We start from the raw sequence: 24,394 nt of genomic DNA on the forward strand, positions 1-24,394 counted from the left end.
ATTGATGACACGCCCTAATAGTCTGGAATAATTATTACCATATATTGCCACAAAAATGTCGATTTTATTATATAATCAACCCTATTATCCCTAAAAAAACGGTTTCTGCCTTGTATCATGTTTCTCTTATTTCCATTAAAAAGGTAAAAAATGAGTGAAATAAACCAAACAAATAAATTAGAAAATATTGCCGAAATTATTGCCAGTTTACCCCGCCAAGAATTACTTGAGCGTTGCCAGACTGAAGCACAAAAGAATGAATGGCATAATTACAAAAAAAATCAGCTTTTACTGGCGAAAGCTTGGGAAGCTCAATTTATCATCGATCAGGGCGATCCGATTAATGATGCTTTGGAAAATCAAGAGATTTCTAAGCATCGACACGATATGCTTCAGGAGAAAGTTACTCTTTATAAATGCCAATGGGAACTGATTAAAGCCGCTAATCAATATGTGGAAAAGTGGTATAATAGGATTTACGAATTTCTCAGCAAAGTAGAGAAAAAATTTTTGCCTCCTAAACGGAATCATTCCGGTGACGACGGAGTGGGAAAATACCCGTTTGACTCGGCGTTTGACTTATTTGCAGAAATTCTTCGGGAAGAAGTAGAGGGGAGTTTTTCCTGGTGTTTAGAACCTTATTATGAAGTGCCGGTAAAGAAGTGGAGAGAAGCCAGCAAGCTGTTAATAAACAATCTGGAAGCAGCAGATAATAATGGAGTTTCTCCAAAACTTAAACCGACGGAAATAGAAAACTTTAAAAATAAGCTAGTTTGGGGTAAATTAGGTTTTTCCTGGTTGGGATTTACCCTGCTGGTTTGTCAATTTGTCGCTATGCGCGATTCCGCGAAGCGGATCCCTTACGGGAATCGCGTCTTAGCAGAGAAATTGGTTGCTTATAATCGGCAATTAGTAGAATACACAAAAGTTGGGGTGCGTGCGAGTCGCAAGGTTGGTGGTTTTGCTTGGAACAAAGGCGAAATTATGTCCACTTCCAAGACTGGTGGAACATACCATAAAAGTGAATAAAAAGCAAGTTTTTTTAACAAAAATTCAAATCAGGTCAAAAAAATTTTCGCCTCAGCCAACGTCCTATATCTTGGCAAAGAAAGGTAGGAATCCATCATAATGTTGCCTACCATCAACCAAGCAATCAGGAAGTTTGTTTATGAAATTTAACCCACGAAAAACCCTGTTTTTCCCTTCTATTTTAGGGGCAATATTATTAAGCGGACTTGCCTCTACAGGGGGAGAAAATGCAGTGCAGGCAATACCTCTGGCAGAGAACCCAGCGGTAATTAGCCAAGTAAACGAGCCGCCACTCCAGGGATATTGGCAACTGGATATCAATGTAACTGCTCAAACTAACAATTACTCTTTGTCTAAATATGAAATTATAGCATATTTTGAGCAAACTGGTTCTGAGTTTTCCGGGAAATTTTTTAGAACTAATAATAACGCCTGCCGAGAAACAGAAATATCTGGAACTATTGAAGGCGATAAAGTTGAATGGACGGTTTTTTACACGGGTTCTTGTTGTGGCGGGGCAAGCATGAAATTCGAGGGGGTTATGGTTTCTCCCGATCGCATTGAGGGAAAATTATCACCTGTGGGCAATACTCCGCCTAACTGTAGCCTTTGGTGGGCAGATGTAGTGATAACTAGAGCCAATTATTATTGGCGGTAGCAGTTATAAACCGGGTTTATTGTAGGAATAACAAATTATCTTTGCATTATCAACAAAAACCCGGTTTTTGGCCGATCCAGAGAGAGCATCTATCAACCCGGTTTTTTCCCAGATCAACAATTTATAGCACCACCCTTGACGAATTTTTGGGTAACAAGTATGATATATGTTGAAAAAAAAAATCAACATTGTGATTTACCTGCGTATTTTCCCGTAATACCCAGTTTTCGACCAACAAATACCAGAGCAAACTTATGAGTTGCAAGTAAACCAGGATCAAGTGTGGGAAATGTTAAGAAAAGTTGCCTTTAAGGAAATATCGTCGTGAAAAAACTAGCTGATGATAATGTAATATAAATACACGCTAAAAAAATATGCTAAAAAATCATGGTGTTGTTGACTTATGAATCAATGTAATCTTCAAGAAGCAGCCCAACAAGGGGATGTGAATGCGATCGCTACCCTGACGAACCTCCAGTTAGAACCCAAAGCCATTACCGCTAAGATTATCCTCAAAGAGGGTTGCTTACAGGTAATGCTGGAATCACCGGCAGTCCCAGATCGAGAAGGGCTGCTGGATTTCCTCTTAACATATTTGATGGAATTAGAAATCAAAAATATTACCAAATTCAAGTTTTACGGCAAACAAACCGATACTTTTGATTTCGCTTGGCAACAGGAAGTCGATCTAGAGGCACCGTTAGACCAATCCCAGACAATTGTCGAGCGGGAAAAACTGCTTGATTCAGCGTATTTATATGTAGATTTAGAAGTCAACTCTCAGGGTAATATATATAGTATCGGCTGGCATAATAGCCAAGCCGAAAATCTGGCTACAGAAGATTTAGAACCGGCTTATAAAAGTTTAATTGAATTCAAAGAAAGTGGTTGCTCAATTTGCGGTCACAACTTTCGGCGGTTTGACTATTCCTATTTAATCAAGGAACAACCGGATTTAGCTTCATGGCTGGTTATCGATACTCTGGAATTGTCAATTTTAGCTTTTCCACTGGCGCGATCGCACAAACTGGAAAAAGATTACAAGCAGAGTGAATTTGCGGTTAATAATCCCCTAGAAGATGCTCGCGCTACCAAGGAATTATTAGACCGAATTATTGAAGCATTGCTGGAGAAACCCCTCGCACTTCAGCAGGCATATAGCTGGTTACTCACTTGTGGCACAGAAGAAAGCGATCGGGCATATCAGCAATTTTTTCATATTTTAGGTTTAGAAGTTAAAGAATCTCCCAAATTGGCAGATATCCCAAAAGAAGCGATCGCGAATTTAGACCCGGATTATCTACAACAATTCTGGTCAGAATCCGCCACCAAAGACTTCGATCGCCGTTTATGTATGGCCGCTTTAATTGCGGGCAATTATGAGAGCAATACCACGGAATCAGAAAGAGTTTTTTCCGGTTGGCTGACTCATTTGCCCGGATTTCAAGAAACCTGGGAAGGGGCAAAACTACTGCCTGATTACCAGAGTTGCTTAACTCGCTTTGGCATCGAAAACTTTCGGGGCAAACAAGAGGAAGCAGTCAAAGATATTTTACGGGGTAAGCGCCCTTTGGTGATTATGCCCACGGGGAGTGGGAAATCCGTATGTTATCAAATTCCAGCCTTGATGTTGTTTGAAAGACAACAAGCTTTAACCGTGGTAATTTCTCCCCTACAAGCACTCATGGCAGACCAGGTTAAAGACTTAGAAAACCAAGGTCTTAATTTCTGCACTTTTATCAATGGTAATCTTTCGGTTAAGGAGCGTTCCCAGCGGTTAAAGCAATTAAGGTCTTCTGATACTTATGGCTTGCTTTATATTAGTCCAGAGCAACTGCGATCGCCCAGTATTCGACTCTTATTACAAGAACGTTTACCCTCCCTGTGGGTAATTGATGAAGCCCATTGCATGAGTCAGTGGGGACATGATTTTCGGCCTGATTATCGCTATATTCCCAAGTTTATTCAGGAACTATATCAAAAACAGCCACTCCCGCTAATAGCGTTAATGACAGCCACGGCAAGGACTACGGTGCAAGAAGATATTAGCCAATTGTTTGCGGAATACAATCTAGCACTGGGTAGCCTGATTTCTGAATCTAAAACTAGAGAAAATCTCGACTACCGAGTGATTCCTGTAACTGGAAACAAAGATCGGCTTTTAATTCAGGAAGTGCAAAACTTTCTCCGTCAGGGGGGATGCGTTTTAGTCTATACCACAACTCGCAATAAGGCTGAAAACTTAGCCAAATTATTGAACGATCAAAATATCGACGCGAGATATTACCACGGTCAGCTAGGCAAAACTGAAAAAGAAGAAGTATTGCAGGCATTCAAAACAGGTGAGTTAAACATAGTAGTTGCTACCTGTGCTTTTGGGATGGGCATTAACCGCCCGGATGTCAGGGCGGTGATTCACCATACTATTAGCGCTAATTTGGAGGGTTATATTCAGGAGACAGGACGGGCTGGTCGTGATGGGAAACCAGCAAGCTGTACTCTTTTATTTGATGAAAATGATGCGGAAATCATATTTTCCATGCAAAGTCAGAATCAACTGAATGAGACAGACCTGAAAAATATTTTTATTTCCCTGAGAAACATTCGCGATCGCATCTACGGCAACCCATCAGATGACTGGTTTTTGGTGACAGTTAATGAAATTGTCCAGACTAGCGATTTGGATGAAAAATTTGCCAACAACGATCAATATCGGGAGATTAAGATTAAGGTAGCTCTCCAATATTTAGAAAAGTTTGGCTTAGTGGAGCGATCGGAAAATCTATCGGCTTACGTTCAGTTTGAATTGGTTGAAAAAACTGAAGAAGCGTCTCACCGCAAGTTTGAAGAGTACAGTCAGGGGAAAAATCTGCCGAAACCTCAGATTAAACTCTTCAAAAATCTGATTTCGGCAATGCACTTAGCGAAAGATTATTGCTATCAACAGGATCAACCAGTCTTGTTTGAGCGCTTGAGTGATGACTCTGGGATCGATCCCCAAGAGTTGCCCCGAAGAATCAGAGAGCTAAAAAAAGCCGAGGTTTGTTCAGCCAAAATCCCCCTCAGTTTTTTGCTGACCAAAGAAGTGAAAGGGGATGCGCTGATCAATTACAATCGCCTTTGCCAGCAAGAAGATCAACTCTTGGATGCACTGTTGGAAATTCAAGGAGAACGAGAAAGTATTCAAGTGAATTTGCGAAGTTTGGCTTCTCGCATAGATCCCGATCGCAGTAAAAAAATTCGGGCGACTAACTTAAGGGATATTTTAGAAGGTTGGCATACGCAGAAATGGGTTAGTTTGACCAAACTAAATCGCGACTTATTGTATTTAAATAAAATCGATGTAGTTGTAGATCGATTAGACGACCACAGAACTTTAGCCAGTACAGTCATAGAGGTTCTATACCAGAAATTATTCGGGAAGAAAGGCGCCCGTCTGCGGGTGGAATATGAACTAGAAGAACTGCTCAATGATGTCAATCAGCAAACATTTCTCCGCCGTACCGATGAAGCTGAATTATCCGCAGTATTGCGTTGGCTGCATCAGCGAAAAATTATCAGAATGGCTGATGGCGCGAATCTGTTTCATCAAGCCCTAAAAATCCGAATGATTAAAGGGGGAAAAGAAACCAGCATTAGTAGTGGATATCGCCAAATTAAAGCTTATTACGATCAGCAGAATCGCCGGACTCAGATTATGCTGAAATACGGGCAGACTCAAACACCAACGGCTCGCCAGAAATTAGTTGATGATTATTTTTGTCTATCGGAGAAAAAATTTAATCAAACCTACCCCGATCTTTCTGGGGAAGTTGCCAAACTTCCAGTAACGGAGGGTGACTATAACCGGATCATGGGAGATTTGAATTCGTCTCAAAAAGAAATTGTCTTAGCAGAAGACCCTGCTATCTTAGTCATCGCTGGGCCTGGTTCTGGTAAAACTTGGACAATTGTGCGGCGCATTGCTTATTTAGTTAAGGTGAAACGAGTCGATCCTGACCGGATTTTGGTCTTGGCATATAACCGCAATGCCGTGAGAGAATTGCGATCGCGATTGCAGGATATTGTCGGGGCGATCGCCACCCGATTACGGGTCTATACTTTTCACGGATTAGCCTTAGCGCTTTTAGGTTACACTTTAGGTGAAAATCAGGGTCAGAAAAGACTTACCCGTGATGAAGATTTTCAACAGCTAATCAAGGAAGCGTGCGATCTAATGGAGTTCGGAGACGAATCAGAGGAGTCTGATTTGGCGGATATCAAAGCGCGACGGATTCAGCTATTAGGTAATGTCGAATACATTTTTGTTGATGAATACCAAGATGTCGCCGAAGAAGAGTACCGTCTAATTCAACTAATTGCCGGACTGGGGGATTCTGAAGATGAATCGCGGTCAGTTCAAATCAATCTTTGTGTCATTGGTGATGATGACCAGAATTTGTATGAGTTCAGAAATACTAGCGTTAAATACATCCAACAGTTTGCCGATGAGTATCAGGCTAAACGCTTTCTCTTAACAGAAAATTATCGCTCTACCGAACCGATTATCGCAGCGGCTAATCATTTGATTAGTTATAACTCTAACCGTTGTAAGCAGAATCCTGAAGAACAAGTGCGGATTAACTCCCAACGGCAAGGTCAGGGGGGATTGCCTGTTTCTAACTTTATTTTCCAGGATTCCTTATCCCAAGCAGTCTGGGTGACAGAGCAAATTTTCTCTTGGATTCAAGAGGGAATTCCGGCAAATGATATCGCTGTTTTAGCTCGTGAGTGGGACAGTTTAGATCCCATGCGTCTGCTGTTAGAAAGAAAAGGCATTGCGACTTATGCCCTGAAAGGAGGAGGGGAAATCAAGCTAGTTAGAAATCGAGTGACTTGTCAGCTTATTGAGGAATTAAACAAAAACGAGAGAACTCCCATTTTATCGCCCCAGGAATCGGTACAAGATTGGTTTAAAGCTTGTTTTACCGATTGGAATCGTAGCTTAGAAGAACCTACTGTTAAAACCTTGTTAAAAATTGCCAGTGACTTGGACTTGGAACGAGGTTATAGTTCGGAAAACGAAGCGTCAAATGAGGCATTGCCGATTTCTTTTGGGGAAATTGTCATGGCTTTACTTGAGTTCAATAAGAGCGACGTATTCTTGGACGAAAATGCTGTCCTATTTACCACTTGTCATGGAGCAAAGGGACTACAATTTCGCAAGGTGATCTTACTGTGCGATCGCTTTAAGACATTCGCCAAAGAGATTTATTCCGAGCGCCGGGTTTTTTATGTTGCCATGACCAGAGCGAAGGAACAACTAATATTATGCTCCACTAATTCCAACCAATTTATCCAGGAAACAGATGTCAGTAGCCAAACTATAAATCTCGAACTCGAAAATTTGCCAACTGCTAATTTACCCCAACAGATCATCTATATAGATATGACTCCCAGAGATGTGAATTTAAGTTATGGGGTTAATCCTAAGCAACAGGAAATTGTCAAAAATCTGCGGGAAGGAGATCGACTTCAGATGCAAGTTAACAGGTATGGGAATAGTTGGGCAATTTTTACACAGCACGGCGAGGAAATAGGCAACTTATCAAGGGGGGCAACTGAGACATTAAAGAAACAAGAAATTCAACCTAATCAATTTGAATTTCAGCCCGGTGATGTGACAGTTAAAAGCATTTACCGACATTTCAAAATAGATGATATAACAGGAGAGATTCAGGAGGATTGGTTTGTGGTAATTCCTAAAATTCGCATCTGTAGATGAGGTTTTTTTACAACTTTTTTATGATTCCGACTTGAGCGGCTGTAGCGCCATGAAAAAACAGGGCTGACGATCTTATCAACAAAAACCCGGTTTCTGGCATCCCCAGAGTAATTGACCAATTTCTTGCCAACCAGTATCATGTTTGTTAAAATGTTGGAAAAAAAATCAACACTATGAATCATCTGCGTATTTTCACCGTAATTGCCTTGCTTTCTCTGGGGTCTACTGGCTGTCAATTTCTGCCCAACAGTCAAACCCCAGAAGCACCGCCAACGGAGTCAAATTCCTCTACCTCTACCACACCGCCTTCGGCCAACAAACTGCCACCAGAGCAAACTTATGAGTTGCAAGTCAACCGGGATCAAGTGTGGGGAATGTTAAGAAAAGTTGCCTTTACGGAAAACAGTATCGTCGTCTCATTGGAGGTGACAAATGGCAGCAGACAGGCGATCGAGTTAAGTGCCAAAGATGATATGTATCTTCAAGACAATACTGGTGGATATACTGGCAACCGATATAATTTATCGCCGCCACCGAATAACCCCACCCTCGTCATTCAACCGGGGACAACGCTCAGAGGAAAATTTGTTTTTATTGGTAGGTTAGCGCCGAAAGCGACTGAACTGACTTTATATATAAATGCCAGCACTCCTAGTTACAGCCAGGAAAATGCTCAACGTCCTAATATGCGTTTTCAAGGCATCTTTATTCGGCGGTAATAAGATGAAAAAACTAATCTTATGGCGCAATGTAATTGTGGCCTTATTTTTTCTGTTATCTGCCTCAGCTTGTCAGGGTTTTGGCAAAAGATATCCTAAAGTCACCACGGTCGAATCAGAACCGGTGCCCGTGACCACGCTCATTGAGGTTGAACCCGTGGCGACTACGACTTTCGAGGTGATTGGCGGAAATACCACCACCACTCTGGAGACTAGCGTTCAAACCGTTTCGACCACTGAGTTGAACTCAGAAGCGCAACCGACTACTCAAACCGAGGTAGAGACTCAACCCATTCCTACCACAGCGGTCGAAAGTGACCCTCCCCCGACTACGACCACTACCACCCCTCCCCCTGTACCGGAAAAGCCAGAGCCGGAACCGCCCACGCCTCCTCCTGTTCCTCCTGTACCCGTAGAGCCGTCTCAAGTAGAAACTGAGCCGGTGCCCGTGACCACGACAGAAGTTGAAGAGACTCTGACGGAATTAAACGCGGAAAGAACTATCGAAGGGATTAAAATTAATCTACAAGATAATATTTTATTTGAGTTTGATAAATACGCAGTTCGCTCGGTGGCTAAACCAACTTTGGCGAAAATTAATCAACTGCTGAAGCATTATAAAGACGCCCAGGTTTTCATTTACGGCCATACGGATAGTAAGGGCGATGACGCTTATAATCTCGACCTTTCTAATAAGCGAGCCGCCGCAGTGAAATACTATTTTGTAAATGTTTTCAATGAGGAGGCAACGCGCCTACAAACTAAGGGTTTCGGTGAAAGTAAGCCGATCGCGCCTAATAATAATCCCAACGGTTCTGATAATCCTGCCGGTCGAGAAAAAAATCGCCGAGTTGAGTTTATTATTAAAACCCAAACTCGGACCGTAGTGCGATCGCCTGGAGCAGATCCTTTTAGAGATGCGGTAAACTCCGCGCAAAATGCAGCGGTGTTAGTTCAAAATGCGAAAACGGCGGCAGATTGGAACAAAGCAGCGAACAAATGGCTAGAGGCGATCGAGCTAATGAAAGAAGTGCCGAAATCGAGTGCTAACTATCAGATTGCCCAGCAAAGAATCGGGCAATATCATAAAAATTTGGACTACGCCGAAAAAAAGGCTCGTTAGTAAATAATTTTTTATAAAAAACGCAGTTTTCTTCAATACAAATAACCAAATTTTTCGGTAATTATTTAGATATTTTTTCTCAACTATTTCGGTGATTACTCTTATAAACAATCATGTTTTATTACAATACACCTCTGGCAAACCCCCCTCGATCCCCCCAACCGTTCGCGTAGCACGTTGCGGATATATGAGGATCCACCGCCATCGGATGAGCGGTAATTTTGCCAGAATTGTCTACTATTTATGGTGTGGGGCTATGGTTTGCCGTCCCCCGCAGCGGCCTGGTTCCGTTAAAAACATTCAAACCCTGGCAAAATTATCCGATTTAAGGGGAGTTTGGTTGTCTGGGAGGTTCTGGGGTCGATAGGGATTTTACTTTTGTGAAAAATTAAATGTGCGATTTAAATGGGCGATATTTTGGCAGTTGATGTTGCACAAATTGTTTTTAACAACAGTATAATTTAATACAGATATTCAAAGAATTGCTATGTTTTAATAATAATCCTGTTAAAAACTCATAATAAATCTCAAAAAATATTCACAAATCAGGAGAGTGACTGACATATTATACTGAAGTCTAAAGGGGAAAATCTTTGGGGAATTTTAGGGTAGATAAGTCTTTTCAATTTTGTGGTTATAATATAAGATGGAAAAATTCCCATCTTATTAGATATTAGATGCCGGAACCGCTTTCAGGGTGTTTCCGGTCAAACAGCATAATTGATATAAATTTCTATTATTCATTTATTTTCACAAATACTGACTTTACTCACTGAATTAAATCAAATCTGGGATTCAGCAATCCGGCTATACAGGACTTGTGTACATATTTTTACGGAAACCCCCCAGGCAAAATAGACCTGATAAGATGATTGACTTCAATATTTCTATGGAAATGTATTATGGGGGTAAAGTCAATGATCCAAACTTACGAAAGTCGTCAGATGTGGCACAGCATTATTGGGAAAATTTGGCAATCAATGGATCTGAATCAGATTATTGCCACGGCAGTCGATGAACTGCTGATTTCGTTGCAAATAGAACGGTGTAGTTTTTTTTGGTATTCTCCCGAAACAAATCAAGTTCAAGTGGTTTGCGATCGCCTTCGGGACAAGGTGGACGCCGCGCCGCGATCGCATTATAACGGCGATGATTTGCTGGAAAACTTGGAAGCGTTTACCCTGGCGATCGCCTCTGGACAATGGGTGGTTAACCATGAAACCACATCGGCGATCGCTTCGAGGGACTCAGACTCAGTGGTCAAACCAGAGGTCAAACTAGAAAATCCCCATAGCATCCCCAAATCTAACCCGTCCTGTTTGTTCTTTCCCGTCAAAAGTCAGACCAATTTGTTTGGCTATATTGGCTGTTTCGATCGCCTCAACCGTACTTGGTCAAAGGCAGATATAGAATTAGTCCAATTAATTGCTCAACAACTAGAAATTGCGGTTCGGCAAGCGCATCTGTATCAACAAATTGAAAAACAAGCCCAACGAGAAAAACTGGTGAATCAAATCACGAGTCAAACTCGGCAAAGCTTTGATTTAACCGTAATTTTAAAGGAGGCGATCGCTCAATTATTAGCCGCCTTAGAGGTTGATCGTTGTATCGTTCATTTGGTAGAAGAGTATCAAAACAACCACGAATTATCCTGGGATAAAGAACAGCAAATCGCCTTTCGCCGACAGCATTTGTTTGAAGTTTGCCGAGAGCCATACCCTTCAACCATTGAAGACTTTGATACCCACGGGCCTTTGACCGAATGGGTCATTTTAAATCGCCAAGCTGCCAGCATTGCTGATATTACCAAAGATCCACGGATTGGGGCGGATAATCCTGAATATGCCGCCGCACAGATTAAATCATCTTTAGTCGTTCCGGTACAAGCTCATGGCAAACTTCATGCTATTTTGTATCTCAATCAATGCAATAAATTACGGAGTTGGTCTCCCCAGGATCAAGAATTAACTCAAGCCGTGGCAGATCAATTGGCCATCTCGATTCAACAAGCGGAACTTTACAAAAAAGTTCACACGGCCATGACGGTTCAGCAAAAAAAAGCCCAAGAATTAAAAGCCGCTTTAGAACAACTCAAACAGATTCAAAGTCAACTGATTCAGAGCGAAAAAATGTCTTCCCTGGGTCAGATGGTGGCGGGGATTGCCCATGAAATTAATAATCCAGTGAATTTTATTTATGGCAATCTTTCTCACCTAGATTGCTATAGTCACGATTTAATGAATTTAGTGAAACTATATCAAAAACGATATCCCGACCCAGGCGTAGAGATTTCTCAGTATATGGAAAATATTGACCTAGAGTTTTTGCAAGAAGATTTATCAAAAATTCTAGGGTCGATGAGAATTGGCGCCGATCGCATTCGGGAAATCGTGCTGTCATTGCGAAATTTTTCTCGCTTAGATGAATCGGATATTAAACAGGTGGATATTCACGAAGGAATTGATAGCACTTTGTTGATTTTGAAAAATCGCCTCAAAGGAAAACCAGGTTATCTGCCCATTGAAGTAGTGAAAAAATATAGTAAACTCCCCAAAGTAGAATGTTATGTTGGGCAATTGAATCAGGTGTTTATGAATCTGATTGCTAATGCGATCGATTCTCTAGAAGAGTATAATCAACATCGCGATCGCGAAGAAATTCGTCATAACCCGAATAAAATTATCATTGAAACTGAACTCCATTCTCAATTAGTGGTGATTAAAATTAAAGATAATGGGTTAGGAATTAAGCCAGAGATTAAGTCCAAACTATTCGATCCATTTTTTACCACCAAACCTGTGGGGAAAGGCACGGGCATGGGACTTTCCATTAGCTATCAGATTGTGGTGCAAAAACACGGCGGTTCTCTGAAGTGTATTTCTCATCCCGGACAAGGTGCAGAATTCATCATTAAAATTCCCTTAACTCAGCGTTCCTTATCCATTGCCTTAGTAAATTAATCTCCTAATCTCCACATTCACGGGTATGGCCCCTACCCCTGAATGGAGATAGAATTTCCCCTAGGATTCGATGACAGGATGCCTAACATTGTGCTGCTCGTCTTGAACCGTCTTTTCCGGCGATCGCTCAGTTATCGCTCAGTTCTAGGGATAAACCGATCCCTGACCCCGCACCGGAAGAAAAGCGATCGGGCAATTCTAGATCGTGTGTTGCTAGGTCTAGATCCTGGGGGATTTATTGAAACTCAAAAGTTGAGACCAAGCAATGGCCGATCTGCAATTAGGTCAGTCCATCAGCAGCAAAAAAGCTTAATTCTTGGTTTAGTCTAGACGCGGGTGCAAAGATTGTGTGAATTTTTCTCAATTCAGTAGAGATCGACCCCTCTATCCGAGGTTGAATGGGATCAAATCAGTCATTATAGAGAGGTGCGTTACGAAGAGTGGCTATTTTTAAGAAGCAAGTATGCCAAATCGCAGCAAATTTCACTGGTATCGCTATTTACCCGTCTGGATCATCTTGTGCTTCGGAGTCACCATGTCTGCGATCGCCTTCATATTGGTCTGGAATTGGGAAAACAGGCGCCGGGATTATGAATTAAGTCGCCGAACCGAGGCGATCGCCAGTACCTTGCAGCAAGACCTAGACTCTGATTTAGAAGCGATCCGCACCATTGGCGATTTTTTTAGCGCATCGAGCAATATTGATGCATCTTTTTTTCAACGCTTAGTACAGCGACCTTTGTCTCAGCACATTAGTATTGAAACCTTTATGTGGGTGCCTCGCGTCACAGATCGGCAACGATATGATTATGAGGCGAATTTTCAGGAACAAGGAAACCCGGACTTTGCGATCCAAGAAAAAAATGATCGGGGTGAACTGGTTTATTCTTCTGAGCAATTAGAATATTTTCCCATTTCACATATTCAACCAATTCACGGAAATCCCAATATCTTAGGATTCAATTTGGCGTCAAAGGAAGTTTATCGCCAAGGCTTAGAAACCGCTAGGAAAAAAAAGCAATTAATCATCACTGAATTAGTTCCCTGGGAGGCAAACCTAACCACAAAATTGTCCCCAGGGTCAGGGCGATCAGCTGCCGAATCCCCCAACTTAAAAGCCTTAGCCATTCAGCCTATTTATCAATCAGACCCGGACAATTTCAGTGATCCATCGGACGATGAGTTACAGGGTTATATTGTCGCCGTATTGCGAATTCAGAATTTATTTGATGATAAATTTAGAGGGTCTATGGTGCAAAATCTCAATGTGTATTTGTGCGATTCATCCCCCAATAGTGCTAGAAATATTCGCGCAAATTTTACCAGTGTATTATTATCATTTTATGAATTCAACTATTCCAGTATTGGTCGGTTATTGGCGGGAAATAAATGCCCTTTTTTGGAAAACGATCATCGCCGATATGAGTGGCTGGAAGAGGAGGGTAAAGAAGGAGTTAGGCATCAAATTAAAATTGCCGATAAATCCTGGAATTTGTATTTAATTTTAACCGAAGAATATCGACAAATTGAAACGAAACATTGGCGTTCTTCGGCTACTTTGATGATTGGTTTATTATGGACTTTAATCCCCGTGACTTATATGGTGACTTCCATGAGTCGGACGGCTCAAATTGAAAAGCTGGCTCAAGAACGTGCGCGACAAGCGGAACAGTTGCAGCAAGCATTTCAACAATTAGAGATTGAACAAAAAAAGTCCGAACGTTTGCTGCTAAATGTCCTCCCGGAACCGATCGCTCAACGGTTGAAACAGAAGCCGGAAATTATTGCCGATAGTTTTGCTTCGGTGACGATTTTATTTGCCGATATTGTCGGGTTTACTAAAATGTCAACCAGAATTTCTGCCCCTAAATTAGTGGAGTTACTTAATGAGATATTTTCCGCTTTTGATGAGTTGGCGATTCGTCATGGTTTAGAAAAAATTAAAACTATTGGGGATGCTTATATGGTGGTGGGAGGCTTGCCGGTTGAACGACCGGATCATGCGGAGGCGATCGCGGAAATGGCCTTAGATATGCAAGAGGCGATCGCCCGCATTGATATTAAACATCGAGAGGCGTTTTGTATGCGAATTGGCATTCATTCCGGCCCTGTGGTAGCGGGGGTGATTGGTACTCATAAATTTATTTATGATTTATGGGGAGACTCGGTGAATTTAGCCTCTCGCATGGAGTCTCATGGAATTCCCGGTTGCATTCAAGTGTCTGAAGCCACCTATAAACTTTTGCAGGATAAATATATTTTTGAAAAACGAGGTTCTATCCCGTTAAAAGGTCGCGGAGATATGACCACCTATTTGTTATTAACCAATAAAAAACAAATCGGTTCATCTAAGTCAAAGCACCGTATTTCATCAGAATTTAGTTAAATAATTATTATTTAATCAGGGAATAACAATGATTAATTAAATCTAGCGATTTAATAAAAAAATATCCTGTTAAAATAATCAAAATCATCAATTTTATGGCTAATATTATGGCAGCTATTCAAGATTTAATTGCCCAAATTCACGCCGAAGCCCAAAGAGAAGAATTTCCGCTCGATCGCCCGGTTTATGAATCTGCCGGTTTAGATCCCACTGCCCCGATTCTTTATGCGGGCAATTTGGCCAGTCAACTTTGCATTTTTGCCCGTGATTTAGGCAAGGATGAAGTGTCTGCCCAACAACCTCTATATGGGGCAGCCGGTCGCTTAGTCCGTCAGGGTTTATATCGGGCAATGTTTCACCAAGAACCCACCAGTCCCACGGATTTACAAAAGGTGTGCGATCGCGTTTTATTGACGAATACCGTTCCCTATAAACCCCCCGGAAATAAGGCTTATTCCACCGCAGTAAAAAAGCGATTTCGGCCTTTTTTAGAGCAATTATTGGTGGAACATTGGCAGGGCGATCGCATCATTACCCTGGGAAATGAAGCCTTTGAATGGTTTACTCCTTATGGCAAAAAAGGGGAATTAAGCGAATTTTTCTGCATTGGCGATCGCTACACCGCCAGCATAGAAGTCACCTTACCAGCCACAAATCACGCCAGCATCACGAGGCCAAAAATTGTCACCTTAATGCCCCTACCCCACCCTTCCCCACTCAATCAAAAATATTATGCTCAATTTCCGCAACTGCTGGCCGAACGGCTCAAAAATCTTCGGTTTGATGGTTGATGGTTAATGGTTGATGGTTAATGGTTGATCGTTGATGGTTAATGGGTAGGGATTCTATGGTTGATGGTAGGGGCGCTTCGGAAAAGCGCCCCTACAGACTGTTCAGTGTTGACCGTTGACGGTGATTCGTGATGCGTGATTCGTGATTAAGCTTCTAAGAATCAGGAATAATTGGTTTATGCAGAGAACATCGGCGGTATAGAGCTTTTTGCAGTAATTCTTTATACTCGCTATTGCTAACGATATAGGCACCAAACCGCTCTAGATGTGGGTTATTCATTTGGGCATCAAACAGGACAAATTGGCATTGACGCAATCGCTCAACTAACTTCACCATTGCCACCTTGGAGCCGTCGGGAATCTGATAAAACATCGATTCGCCAATAAATGCGCCGCCGATGACAATTCCCAGAATGCCCCCCGCGAGTTCATTTCCTTGCCAGGTTTCAAAGCTATAAGCCCAACCTGTGAGATACAGTTCCCAGTAAATGTCTTTGAGTTCGCGGGTGATCCAGGTAGTTTTCCGGTCAGCACAGCCCTCGACAACGGCGGCAAAATCTCGGTTAATCGCAACGGTAAAACGGTCTTGATTTAAAACTCGCTGTAAGGATTTAGGATAGCGAAACCGAGCATCCAAAGGAATTAAGGCTCGCTCACGGCTGGTGTACCATCCCAGACGATTGTCTGGACTATTGGCCATTAAGAAATATCCTTGTGCATATCCCTTAATGATCTCGGGAATATCAAATTGCATCGAAATAAACAGATCCTAGCTGCTACGAGGTTTGGCGATCGCTGTATTGCTGTATTTTAGTTTAACGGTCAATTCAAGATTCTGCCACGGGGCGATCGCTGCCTGAATGCCGACTCTTATGATAGATAAATGTAAAGATTGTTGCAGTTAGGTAGGGCAATGGCTGATCCAATTCCACCAATTACGTTACCTCCTGTGGAAAATCCCCAACAGGAAGGAGAATGGCTGAAAGATACATTACATCGTTGGCTAGATCAAGAATATCTACCAGAACCGGCAAATAAAGAAATTGCCCAACGTGCAGCCCAAATTTTTGTGCGGCATCGCATGGAGGGAGAAAATGATTTGGGTGAACTGGTGATCGCGATCGTCACCGAGATGGCGTCGTTTGATTTTTCTCAAAGTTTTTATGGCGAGTTTGCGATCGCCAACGCAGTCAGTGATTTACTCCTGCAAAGCTTAGGTATCAATACTTGCTGCGGGCTATAGTATTTGATTGACTAAATTCTTAGAAGTCAAAGCTGGTGGTAAAAGCCGGAAGCATGAAGACTGAAGCAAGATCAGGAGTTACACGCGATCGCCACGGATAGATCGTCCGTACCGATGGGTGATGGTTCGTGATTTGTGGAGATTCCTCGGTCTTCAGGCTTCAGACTTCACCAATCGGCAAAATTTACCAGCTTGACTTAACCACCCCAGGGAGAAGCCCTTGGTGCGCCATATTACGGATCGCATTGCGACATAGACCGAAATCACGATAGTAGCCTCTGGGACGCCCGGTTAACCAGCAACGATTCCGTACCCGAGACGGGGCACTGTTCCGGGGTAGGCGTTGAATTTGCCGGTGTATTTCCATCTTTTCTAGGGGGTCAGCCGCTTTAGCAAACTGTTCTTTCAGTTCTTGGCGCTTTTCCGCATATTTCTCAACGATCTCTTTGCGCTTCTTATCCCGGTTGATCATGCTCTTTTTGGCCATAAATCCTTGTCATCCAAAAAACACAGCATCTTCCATTATAGCGTATTTTTTTCGGTTTCGGCGCAGGGTGGATATTTTTTTTAGTCAGCCCATGCCGGCTTCTCGCGATCGCCCTTGCCGCTGCGGTGGCGTCATTCACCTTGCAGTTTACCTTGCATTCATTACGGCGGCAAAACCATAATTTTTTGACATCATTGCCGTCATTGCCGTCATTGCCGTCATTGCCGTCATTGCCGTCATTGCCGTCATTGCCGTCATTGCCGTCATTGCCGTCATTATCATCGGGCTTAGTCATCGGGCTTAGTCATCGGGCTTAGTCATCGGGCTTAGTCATCGGGCTTAGTCATCGGGCTTAGGCATCGGGCTTAGGCATCGGGCTTAGTCATCGGGCTTGCCACTGTTCCAGAATACGCCGAGATACTTTCCGGGGGGCGATCGCAGATTTTCCAGAGACTTTTTTTGAGTTGATCCGGTCAATTATTTGAGCAAAAATTGCTTAATAGTTCCTAACAGTTCTTTAGGGTGAAATGGCTTGCAAATATAAGCATCTGCCCCTTGTTTCATCCCCCAATATCGGTCGAATTCTTCTGACTTAGAAGAACACATAATCACCGGAATCTTCTGAGTCTTAGGATTAGACTTAATATGACGGCAGACTTCATAGCCGTTCATTTTAGGCATAATAATGTCTAAAACCACCAAATCTGGGGAACTGGCTTTAATTTTTTCTAGGGCTTCTACCCCATCATTGGCCAGGGAAACCTTTAATCCTCGACTTTGCAGGATTCCGGCAATCATTTCTTGTTGAGTGGGACTATCTTCAACCAGCAGGACTGTACTCATAGTTTTTTACAAAAATTGGAGAGTAATATTAAAGGGGTAAGGGATTATCACATTGGCTATTATCTATATATAGTTTACCCATTTTCTTTCCTTTCTGGCTCATCATCTGAAAAGCGCGTATTTGTTATTTGTTATTTGTTTAAGGTAGCCAAGCCTCAATAACAAATCATCAATAGCAAATCACCAATAACAAATCATTAAATAAATTAATTGCCCCCACTGATTTTGGCTTTATACCCTAGCTTAATCAGGTGTTCTAGGAGTTTCTGACGATGATCTCCTTGAATTTCAATGGTGTTTTCTTTGACCGTGCCCCCCGCGCCACAGAGGGCTTTTAGCTGTTTGACTAAGGTGGCTAAAGTTTCTGGTTTGGCTTGAAAACCCGTAATCACCGTGACCGTTTTACCTTTACGCTGCTTCCGAGAGGCTTCTACTCGCAGATTTTGCTGAGAAGGAGGCAACTCGGTGATGCCACGTTCCAAAGCGTCAGCCGAAGAAGCCCCAAGAAGCGTTTTGAACTGATCTGTGGGGGTGCCAAATTCTTGGTAAACAATGGGATTCTTTTTTGATTTGCCTTGAGAAGTTGCCATAAGATTTCACGAAGTTAATGCGGAAAGATTGTCAAAAATAATGCTGTCTTAGGGACGATCCCTAAATTTCGCTCTTGTCGGGAGAGTCTTGAGTCGCCGTTTTTAAGGTTTTGAATAAAAATGATCTGGCGGCGATCGCGCCCGTGGCTAATTACCGAATCCTGACTGTCTATAGCTTAGTATAATTAAGGTTGTTTTTTCAGATCCATCAAGCAAGTGACTACCACCCCTTTACCCAAACCTCCAGAAATATCCACCAACGCGATCCAAGTTCCTGATGCCCTGGGCAGATTTGGGCGATTTGGCGGCAAATATGTTCCCGAAACTTTAATGCCAGCTTTGACTGAGTTAGAAGCCGCTTATCAACAATATCGCCAAGACCCAGAGTTTCAAGCCGAGTTAAATCAATTATTGCAAGATTATTGCGGTCGCCCTAGTCCTTTATATTTTGCTGAACGCCTGACTCAATATTATGCCCGTCCTGATGGCACCGGGCCACAAATTTATTTGAAGCGGGAAGACCTGAATCATACCGGAGCCCATAAAATTAATAATGCGATCGCCCAGGCACTTTTGGCCAAACGCATGGGCAAACAGCGGATTATTGCGGAAACCGGCGCCGGTCAGCATGGGGTCGCCACTGCCACCGTTTGTGCGCGCTTTGGTCTAGACTGCGTGATTTATATGGGCGTTCAAGATATGGAACGCCAATCCCTAAACGTATTTAGAATGCGGTTAATGGGGGCAGAGGTGCGTCCCGTGGCTGCGGGCACTGGCACCCTGAAAGATGCCACCTCCGAAGCGATCCGCGATTGGGTGACTAATGTGGAAACCACCCATTATATTCTCGGTTCCGTGGCTGGGCCGCATCCTTATCCGATGATGGTGCGGGATTTTCATCATGTGATTGGTCAGGAAACCCGCAGCCAATGCCAAGCCAAATGGGGCGGTTTGCCGGATATTCTCATGGCTTGCGTAGGCGGTGGTTCCAATGCGATGGGACTATTTTATGAGTTTATTGGCGATCGCCAAGTGCGGATGATTGGGGTGGAAGCTGCCGGTGAGGGAGTTGACACCGATAAACACGCTGCCACTTTGACTCGCGGACAAGTGGGGGTGTTGCACGGGGCGATGAGTTATTTGTTACAAGATAATGATGGTCAAGTGATTGAAGCTCATTCTATTAGTGCTGGTTTGGATTATCCCGGTGTTGGCCCCGAACATAGCTATTTAAAAGATACTCAACGAGCGGAATATTATAGTGTGACGGACTCCGAAGCGGTGGCCGCATTTCAACGTTTATCCCAGTTAGAGGGGATTATTCCCGCTTTAGAAACTTCTCATGCGATCGCTTATTTGGAAACCCTTTGTCCCCAACTCACTGGCAGTCCCCGAATTGTGATTAACTGTTCTGGTCGCGGTGATAAAGATGTGCAAACCGTTGCCAAGTTTTTACACCTCGGTGCCTAAATCCCGCCGATAAAGAAACCCGGTTTCTTGAAGCAGCAGATAAAGAAACCCGGTTTCTTGAAGAAACCGGGTTTCTGCTGGTCGTAGCAAAAATTTGAGAGTGATTCACAATGAGTTTAAAAGAATTTCAAGTCTGTGATGGTGATTTATCGGCGGATGAATTAACCGAGTATTTAAAGGCAGAAGTGATCGCCGCAGATACGGAAACAATGGGGCTCTTGCCGTGGCGCGATCGCCTCTGTTTGGTTCAACTATGCGATGAAAAAAAGCGAGTCACCGTGGTTCGCATGGCCAAAGGACAGAAATCTGCCCCAAATTTAAAACAACTCTTGGAAGCGCCAAATATTGTTAAAGTTTTTCACTATGCCCGCTTTGACATGGCAATGTTAAGATATCATTTAGATATCTATGTTCAGCCGGTATTTTGTTCTAAAATTGCCAGCAAACTAGCCCGAACTTATACCCCAAATCATGGCCTAAAATCCGTGGTCAAAGAACTGGAAAATATAGACTTAGATAAAACTTCCCAAAGCTCTGATTGGGGCAATGCCGCAAACCTCTCCGATGCTCAATTAAAATATGCGGCAAATGATGTGAAATATTTGTTGCCAGTGCAGCATAAATTAACGGCGATATTGCAGAGAGAAGACCGTTGGAAATTAGCCCAGGATTGTTTTAACTGTTTGCCGGTGTTTGTATCTTTAGATTTACTGCAATATCAAGATATTTTTCAGCATTAATCAGGACTTACGCATCAACGCTATCGGTAGGGTGTGAAGCGCGAACCGTAACGCACCAATATCCTATATATAGATTCCTTGCGTAAGTCCTAATTAATTTTATTTTTGCTTGAGGTTTTACCGTCAACCGTCAACCGTCACCTTTATTTTCCCAGTAATTATTAACTTAAATATGTCACCAGATATCAATAATCTTTCCCTAGAAGAACAGGTCGCCCAGTTGTTCGTGGTTCGGGCATCGGGTCATTTATTTGACCATCAAATTGAATTTCCTGATTGGGAACCCCCCGCCGCGACTTTACAGCATTGGATTGCTGATTTAGGGGTTGGTGGGGTGATTTTTGTCGGCGGCAGTGCCGGGGATTTGATGTTGCGATCGCACATCCTGCAATCCCAGGCCAAATTTCCCCTCCTGTTAGCCGCAGACGTGGAAGAAGGCGTGGGTCAGCGGTTTCCTGGGGCGACTTGGTTTGCACCGCCAATGGCTCTGAGTACCATTGCTCAGAAAGATTTAGCCAAAGCGAAAGAATTTGCTTACCTGATGGGGTCGGCGATCGCCCAAGAAAGTTTAGCGATCGGCTTAAATTGGGTACTGGCGCCCGTGGTGGACGTGAACAATAATCCCGATAATCCGGTGATTAACGTGCGTTCCTTTGGGGAAACCCCGCACCTGGTGGCAGAATTGACCAGCGCTTTTATTCAAGGGGCGAAACAATGGCCCGTGTTAACCTGTGCCAAACATTTTCCCGGACATGGGGACACCAGTGTAGATTCCCATTTGGAGTTGCCGGTGTTGCCCCATCCCGCCGAAAGATTAGCAGAAATTGAACTGCCACCATTTATTAGTGCGATCGCCTCTGGGGTGGACTCGGTGATGAGTGCCCACCTATTAATTCAATGTTGGGATGCAGAACGACCAGCCACCCTATCTCCCAAAATTCTGACAGGTCAACTCCGGCAAAACCTGGGATTTCCGGGGTTAATTGTCACCGATGCCCTGGTTATGGGCGCGATCGCCAAACGTTACGGCGCCACCGAAGCGCCAATTTTAGCCCTAGAAGCCGGTGCCGATATTTTACTCATGCCCGTAGATCCCGCCGCTGCCATTCAAGCAATTTGTGACGCGGTGAAAAGTGGGCGAATTTCCCGCGATCGCATTCGCACTTCCGTCGAACGCATTTGGCAAGTCAAGCAAAAAGTTGCCCCAAAAGTTGTCGGCGATCGCTGTTCCGTTCAGCCATTGGCTCAACTAGCCACCCCCGCCACTATGTCAGTAAATGATGACATTTTAGCCAGTTCCCAGCAAGTCGGCGGTTCGCTACCCTTGCGCCCAACCCCAAAAGAAACCGGGCAAAAATCACGCAATTTAATTGTTGTCGATGATATACTGCGAGCCAAATACTTAGGTCATCACGTCCCCGCCATTCAAATTCCCCAGCAATTAGGCTATGAAGTACAAGTAATCGATCAATACATTTCCTTTGCCGACTTAACCGCCGAAGACGAGCAAGAAATCCCGAAATTAGTGCAATTGTTTACTCGCGGCAACCCCTTTCGGGGTAGCGCCAACTTAACCGCAAAGATTGCCAATCAACTGCAAGAAATGTTACAACAGGGAAGAGTACAAGGGCTTGTTTGTTACGGTAGCCCATACATTATTGAGAGCTTGTTACCCAACCTGAAAGGACAGATACCTTATGTCTTTTCTTACGGACAAATGCCAGCAGCCCAGGAGATCGCCTTAAAGACCTTGTTTGGGCTGTCCCCCTAAAATCTGATAAAATCAGAGTAGGGTAACTGGTGAAAAGATCCACCATTAGGCATTTGTGACAATCATAAATCACTCAACTCGCTCCTTGAATCATTTCTCCTTGGCTCGATCTTTTGGGTAACGTATCTCCAGCGTTTCCCATTTTTTTTCCGAATCGTTATTGAATATTAGCAAATTAACTCAATAGACGCAGATTAATCATCCTTCGGCCTAATAAGTTAGCATATTCTCGAATCCTGTCGAACGACTTCGATGCTGATTCGTGCATAAGTATTTATGCGGATATAACATCAGGTAATCTAATGCTGGCAACAGCCCGGAATCAACACAAGCTAAAAACTCTAGACTTGCTCCTTGACATCGTGCTGTATATCTTGTAACAATTGATTTAATCTTTAATCTTGAAAGATTCTGGATATTCATCAACACCACTACTTGCTTTGAAACTCCGTTTGTTCACAACTTCTCCGTTTACTCACACTTAAATAAATACAAGGGGTCAATATGGCTACGTCTACTGTCCAATATTCAATCGACGTTATTCAGCAAGAGGCTCGTCAACTGGTTAATAAGGGACTGGTTAGCCGCCAACAACCAATCTACACGCTTTGTCAGTACATTCCCGCTCGTGAATGGGCTTGTGTCGAATGTGAACTAGAAAAATGTGACTTCTTACTCCGCGATCGCATTGGCGATCTGATGGGCAGCGAAGAATGGGATAACGACTAAATTTAACATAAAAAACCAGCAAATGTAACTGTTGTAAGGCGATCGCGCTTTCCAGAACTGTAGATATTATAAACAAAACATGGCGGCTATTCACAATTGGCTATCCTGACAAGGCAAAACCAGGATCGGAGCGATTAAACTCTCCCGCCTCTGACCTGTTTTAAATTAAGAAGATTTATCTACTTAATTTAAATTTGGGTCAGCGAACCTAATTTTCTTAGCCACAGAAAAATCAGCCAAAAATCAACCAAAAATCAACCAAAAATCAGCCAAAAATCAGCCAAAAATCAGCCAATTTTTTCCGGTCAAAATCTTTTGGTGTCAAACGCAAATTATCTGCAAATTATCTGATTGATGAGTAACTAGATCCTTTGGAATTAATCAGCTTAATGTAAGCCTCACCCCCTGGCTCAGTCTTTCTTGTCAGTGGTGAGGCTTACCTTTTATTTCTTATAATTCACTATTCAACCATCTCCTTTTTCTCGTTGCAGTTTTTCTAACTCAGCCCGGAGACTAGCGATTGTTTTCGTCAGTTCATGCAACTCTGACTGCATTTCTGGATCGTTCGGGGGCGTTGGATTCGATGCCGTGGATGCCGTGGATTCGGTTGATTCCGTCGCTTCCGGCGATCTGTCCGTCCCTTGAGTCTCAGGGCTAGAAGCCGTTTGCTGATTCCATAGATTCTCCACAAACTTCCGGGCTTCCTGTTCCGTTACTTCTCCTTTTTCTGCCCACTGTTTCGTCAAGTCGTTCCAATCGGCATTCCAGGGATTCGGGTTCTCTGACTGTTTTTGCGGATCTTGCAACAGTTCAATTAAGGAAGCCGTAGCCCCCACCGCCACACGAAATCCAGTTTGCACCGTTTCCATCAAGTTATCAGTGTTCATCAGTTTTAAAATGATTCTTTGTGTTTCTTCTCATAGTTTAAAGGTTTTTTTATGGGGAAAGGAGGTGCGGGGTGCTCTTGAGCAGGGGAGCGGGGGCGCGGGGGAGCGGGGGCGCGGGGGAAGAGAGGGTGTAGGGTGTAGGGTGTAGGGTGTAGGGTGTAGGGTGTAGGGTGTAGGGGAAGAGAGGATGCATAGGATGCATAG

At 43.3% G+C, this 24,394-nt stretch carries 19 protein-coding genes; 13 read left to right on the top strand and 6 right to left on the bottom strand.

The features are described from left to right. Window positions 1-150: 150 nt before the first annotated feature. The 8 genes from AM228_RS15215 (at window position 151) to AM228_RS15255 (ending at window position 15,430) form a co-directional block, all read left to right on the top strand. Entirely contained in the window at window positions 151-1,029 is an 879-nt protein-coding gene (locus tag AM228_RS15215; RefSeq protein WP_054466954.1) for a hypothetical protein, read from the top strand. A gap of 139 nt (window positions 1,030-1,168) precedes the next feature. Then, window positions 1,169-1,687, top strand: a complete 519-nt coding sequence (locus AM228_RS15220) for a hypothetical protein (protein ID WP_054466955.1) — start codon at window positions 1,169-1,171, stop codon at window positions 1,685-1,687. A gap of 403 nt (window positions 1,688-2,090) precedes the next feature. Then, entirely contained in the window at window positions 2,091-7,451 is a 5,361-nt protein-coding gene (locus AM228_RS15230; RefSeq protein WP_054466957.1) for a RecQ family ATP-dependent DNA helicase, read from the top strand. A 173-nt stretch (window positions 7,452-7,624) separates the two neighbouring features. Then, a complete protein-coding gene (locus AM228_RS15235; protein ID WP_054466958.1) occupies window positions 7,625-8,170 on the top strand; it encodes a hypothetical protein in 546 nt (181 codons plus the stop codon). Window positions 8,171-8,174: 4 nt separating this feature from the next. Further along, window positions 8,175-9,293, top strand: coding sequence for an OmpA family protein (locus AM228_RS15240; protein WP_054466959.1), 1,119 nt, complete (start codon window positions 8,175-8,177; stop codon window positions 9,291-9,293). 917 nt (window positions 9,294-10,210) lie between these two features. Then, entirely contained in the window at window positions 10,211-12,253 is a 2,043-nt protein-coding gene (locus AM228_RS15245; RefSeq protein WP_072160787.1) for a GAF domain-containing protein, read from the top strand. Between the two features lie 463 nt (window positions 12,254-12,716). Continuing rightward, complete coding sequence (locus AM228_RS15250) at window positions 12,717-14,639, top strand: adenylate/guanylate cyclase domain-containing protein (RefSeq protein ID WP_054466960.1); 1,923 nt, start codon at window positions 12,717-12,719, stop codon at window positions 14,637-14,639. A 95-nt stretch (window positions 14,640-14,734) separates the two neighbouring features. Beyond that, window positions 14,735-15,430 carry a uracil-DNA glycosylase family protein gene (locus tag AM228_RS15255; protein WP_231636810.1) on the top strand — a complete coding sequence of 232 codons (696 nt, stop codon included), beginning with the start codon at window positions 14,735-14,737 and terminating at the stop codon, window positions 15,428-15,430. A 154-nt stretch (window positions 15,431-15,584) separates the two neighbouring features. Here the strand turns inward: AM228_RS15255 and aat are convergent, their stop codons facing one another. Next, window positions 15,585-16,184, bottom strand: coding sequence for a leucyl/phenylalanyl-tRNA--protein transferase (gene aat / locus AM228_RS15260; protein WP_054466961.1), 600 nt, complete (start codon window positions 16,182-16,184; stop codon window positions 15,585-15,587). Window positions 16,185-16,343: 159 nt separating this feature from the next. Between aat and AM228_RS15265 the strand changes: the two genes are divergently transcribed. Beyond that, a complete protein-coding gene (locus AM228_RS15265; protein WP_054466962.1) occupies window positions 16,344-16,673 on the top strand; it encodes a hypothetical protein in 330 nt (109 codons plus the stop codon). Window positions 16,674-16,857: 184 nt separating this feature from the next. On the opposite strand, the gene rpsN is transcribed toward AM228_RS15265, so the two are convergent. The 4 genes from rpsN to AM228_RS15285 all read right to left on the bottom strand — a co-directional run bounded on the left by rpsN (window position 16,858) and on the right by AM228_RS15285 (window position 18,593). Further along, on the bottom strand, window positions 16,858-17,160 hold the full coding sequence (gene rpsN, locus AM228_RS15270) for a 30S ribosomal protein S14 (protein ID WP_054466963.1): 303 nt from the start codon (window positions 17,158-17,160) through the stop codon (window positions 16,858-16,860). Next, a complete protein-coding gene (locus AM228_RS15275; protein ID WP_054466964.1) occupies window positions 17,129-17,455 on the bottom strand; it encodes a hypothetical protein in 327 nt (108 codons plus the stop codon). Before AM228_RS15275 ends, rpsN begins: the two co-directional genes overlap by 32 nt. A 182-nt stretch (window positions 17,456-17,637) precedes the next feature. Continuing rightward, window positions 17,638-18,003: a response regulator transcription factor gene (locus AM228_RS15280; protein WP_054466965.1), complete on the bottom strand. Its 366-nt coding sequence runs from the start codon at window positions 18,001-18,003 to the stop codon at window positions 17,638-17,640. A gap of 206 nt (window positions 18,004-18,209) precedes the next feature. Then, complete coding sequence (locus AM228_RS15285) at window positions 18,210-18,593, bottom strand: translation initiation factor (protein ID WP_054466966.1); 384 nt, start codon at window positions 18,591-18,593, stop codon at window positions 18,210-18,212. A gap of 216 nt (window positions 18,594-18,809) precedes the next feature. On the opposite strand from AM228_RS15285, the gene trpB reads away from it, so the two are divergent. The 4 genes from trpB to AM228_RS15305 all read left to right on the top strand — a co-directional run bounded on the left by trpB (window position 18,810) and on the right by AM228_RS15305 (window position 23,303). Next, window positions 18,810-20,063: a tryptophan synthase subunit beta gene (gene trpB / locus AM228_RS15290; protein ID WP_054466967.1), complete on the top strand. Its 1,254-nt coding sequence runs from the start codon at window positions 18,810-18,812 to the stop codon at window positions 20,061-20,063. Between the two features lie 110 nt (window positions 20,064-20,173). Beyond that, window positions 20,174-20,803 carry a ribonuclease H-like domain-containing protein gene (locus AM228_RS15295; RefSeq protein WP_054466968.1) on the top strand — a complete coding sequence of 210 codons (630 nt, stop codon included), beginning with the start codon at window positions 20,174-20,176 and terminating at the stop codon, window positions 20,801-20,803. Between the two features lie 172 nt (window positions 20,804-20,975). Further along, window positions 20,976-22,574, top strand: coding sequence for a glycoside hydrolase family 3 N-terminal domain-containing protein (locus tag AM228_RS15300; RefSeq protein ID WP_054466969.1), 1,599 nt, complete (start codon window positions 20,976-20,978; stop codon window positions 22,572-22,574). 504 nt (window positions 22,575-23,078) lie between these two features. After that, window positions 23,079-23,303, top strand: a complete 225-nt coding sequence (locus tag AM228_RS15305; RefSeq protein WP_054466970.1) for a DUF4327 family protein — start codon at window positions 23,079-23,081, stop codon at window positions 23,301-23,303. A gap of 464 nt (window positions 23,304-23,767) precedes the next feature. On the opposite strand, the gene AM228_RS15310 is transcribed toward AM228_RS15305, so the two are convergent. Further along, complete coding sequence (locus tag AM228_RS15310; RefSeq protein WP_072160788.1) at window positions 23,768-24,190, bottom strand: hypothetical protein; 423 nt, start codon at window positions 24,188-24,190, stop codon at window positions 23,768-23,770. Window positions 24,191-24,394: the final 204 nt, after the last annotated feature.

Origin of the sequence: Planktothricoides sp. SR001 (assembly GCF_001276715.1) — a bacterium.
Classification (GTDB): domain Bacteria; phylum Cyanobacteriota; class Cyanobacteriia; order Cyanobacteriales; family Laspinemataceae; genus Planktothricoides; species Planktothricoides raciborskii.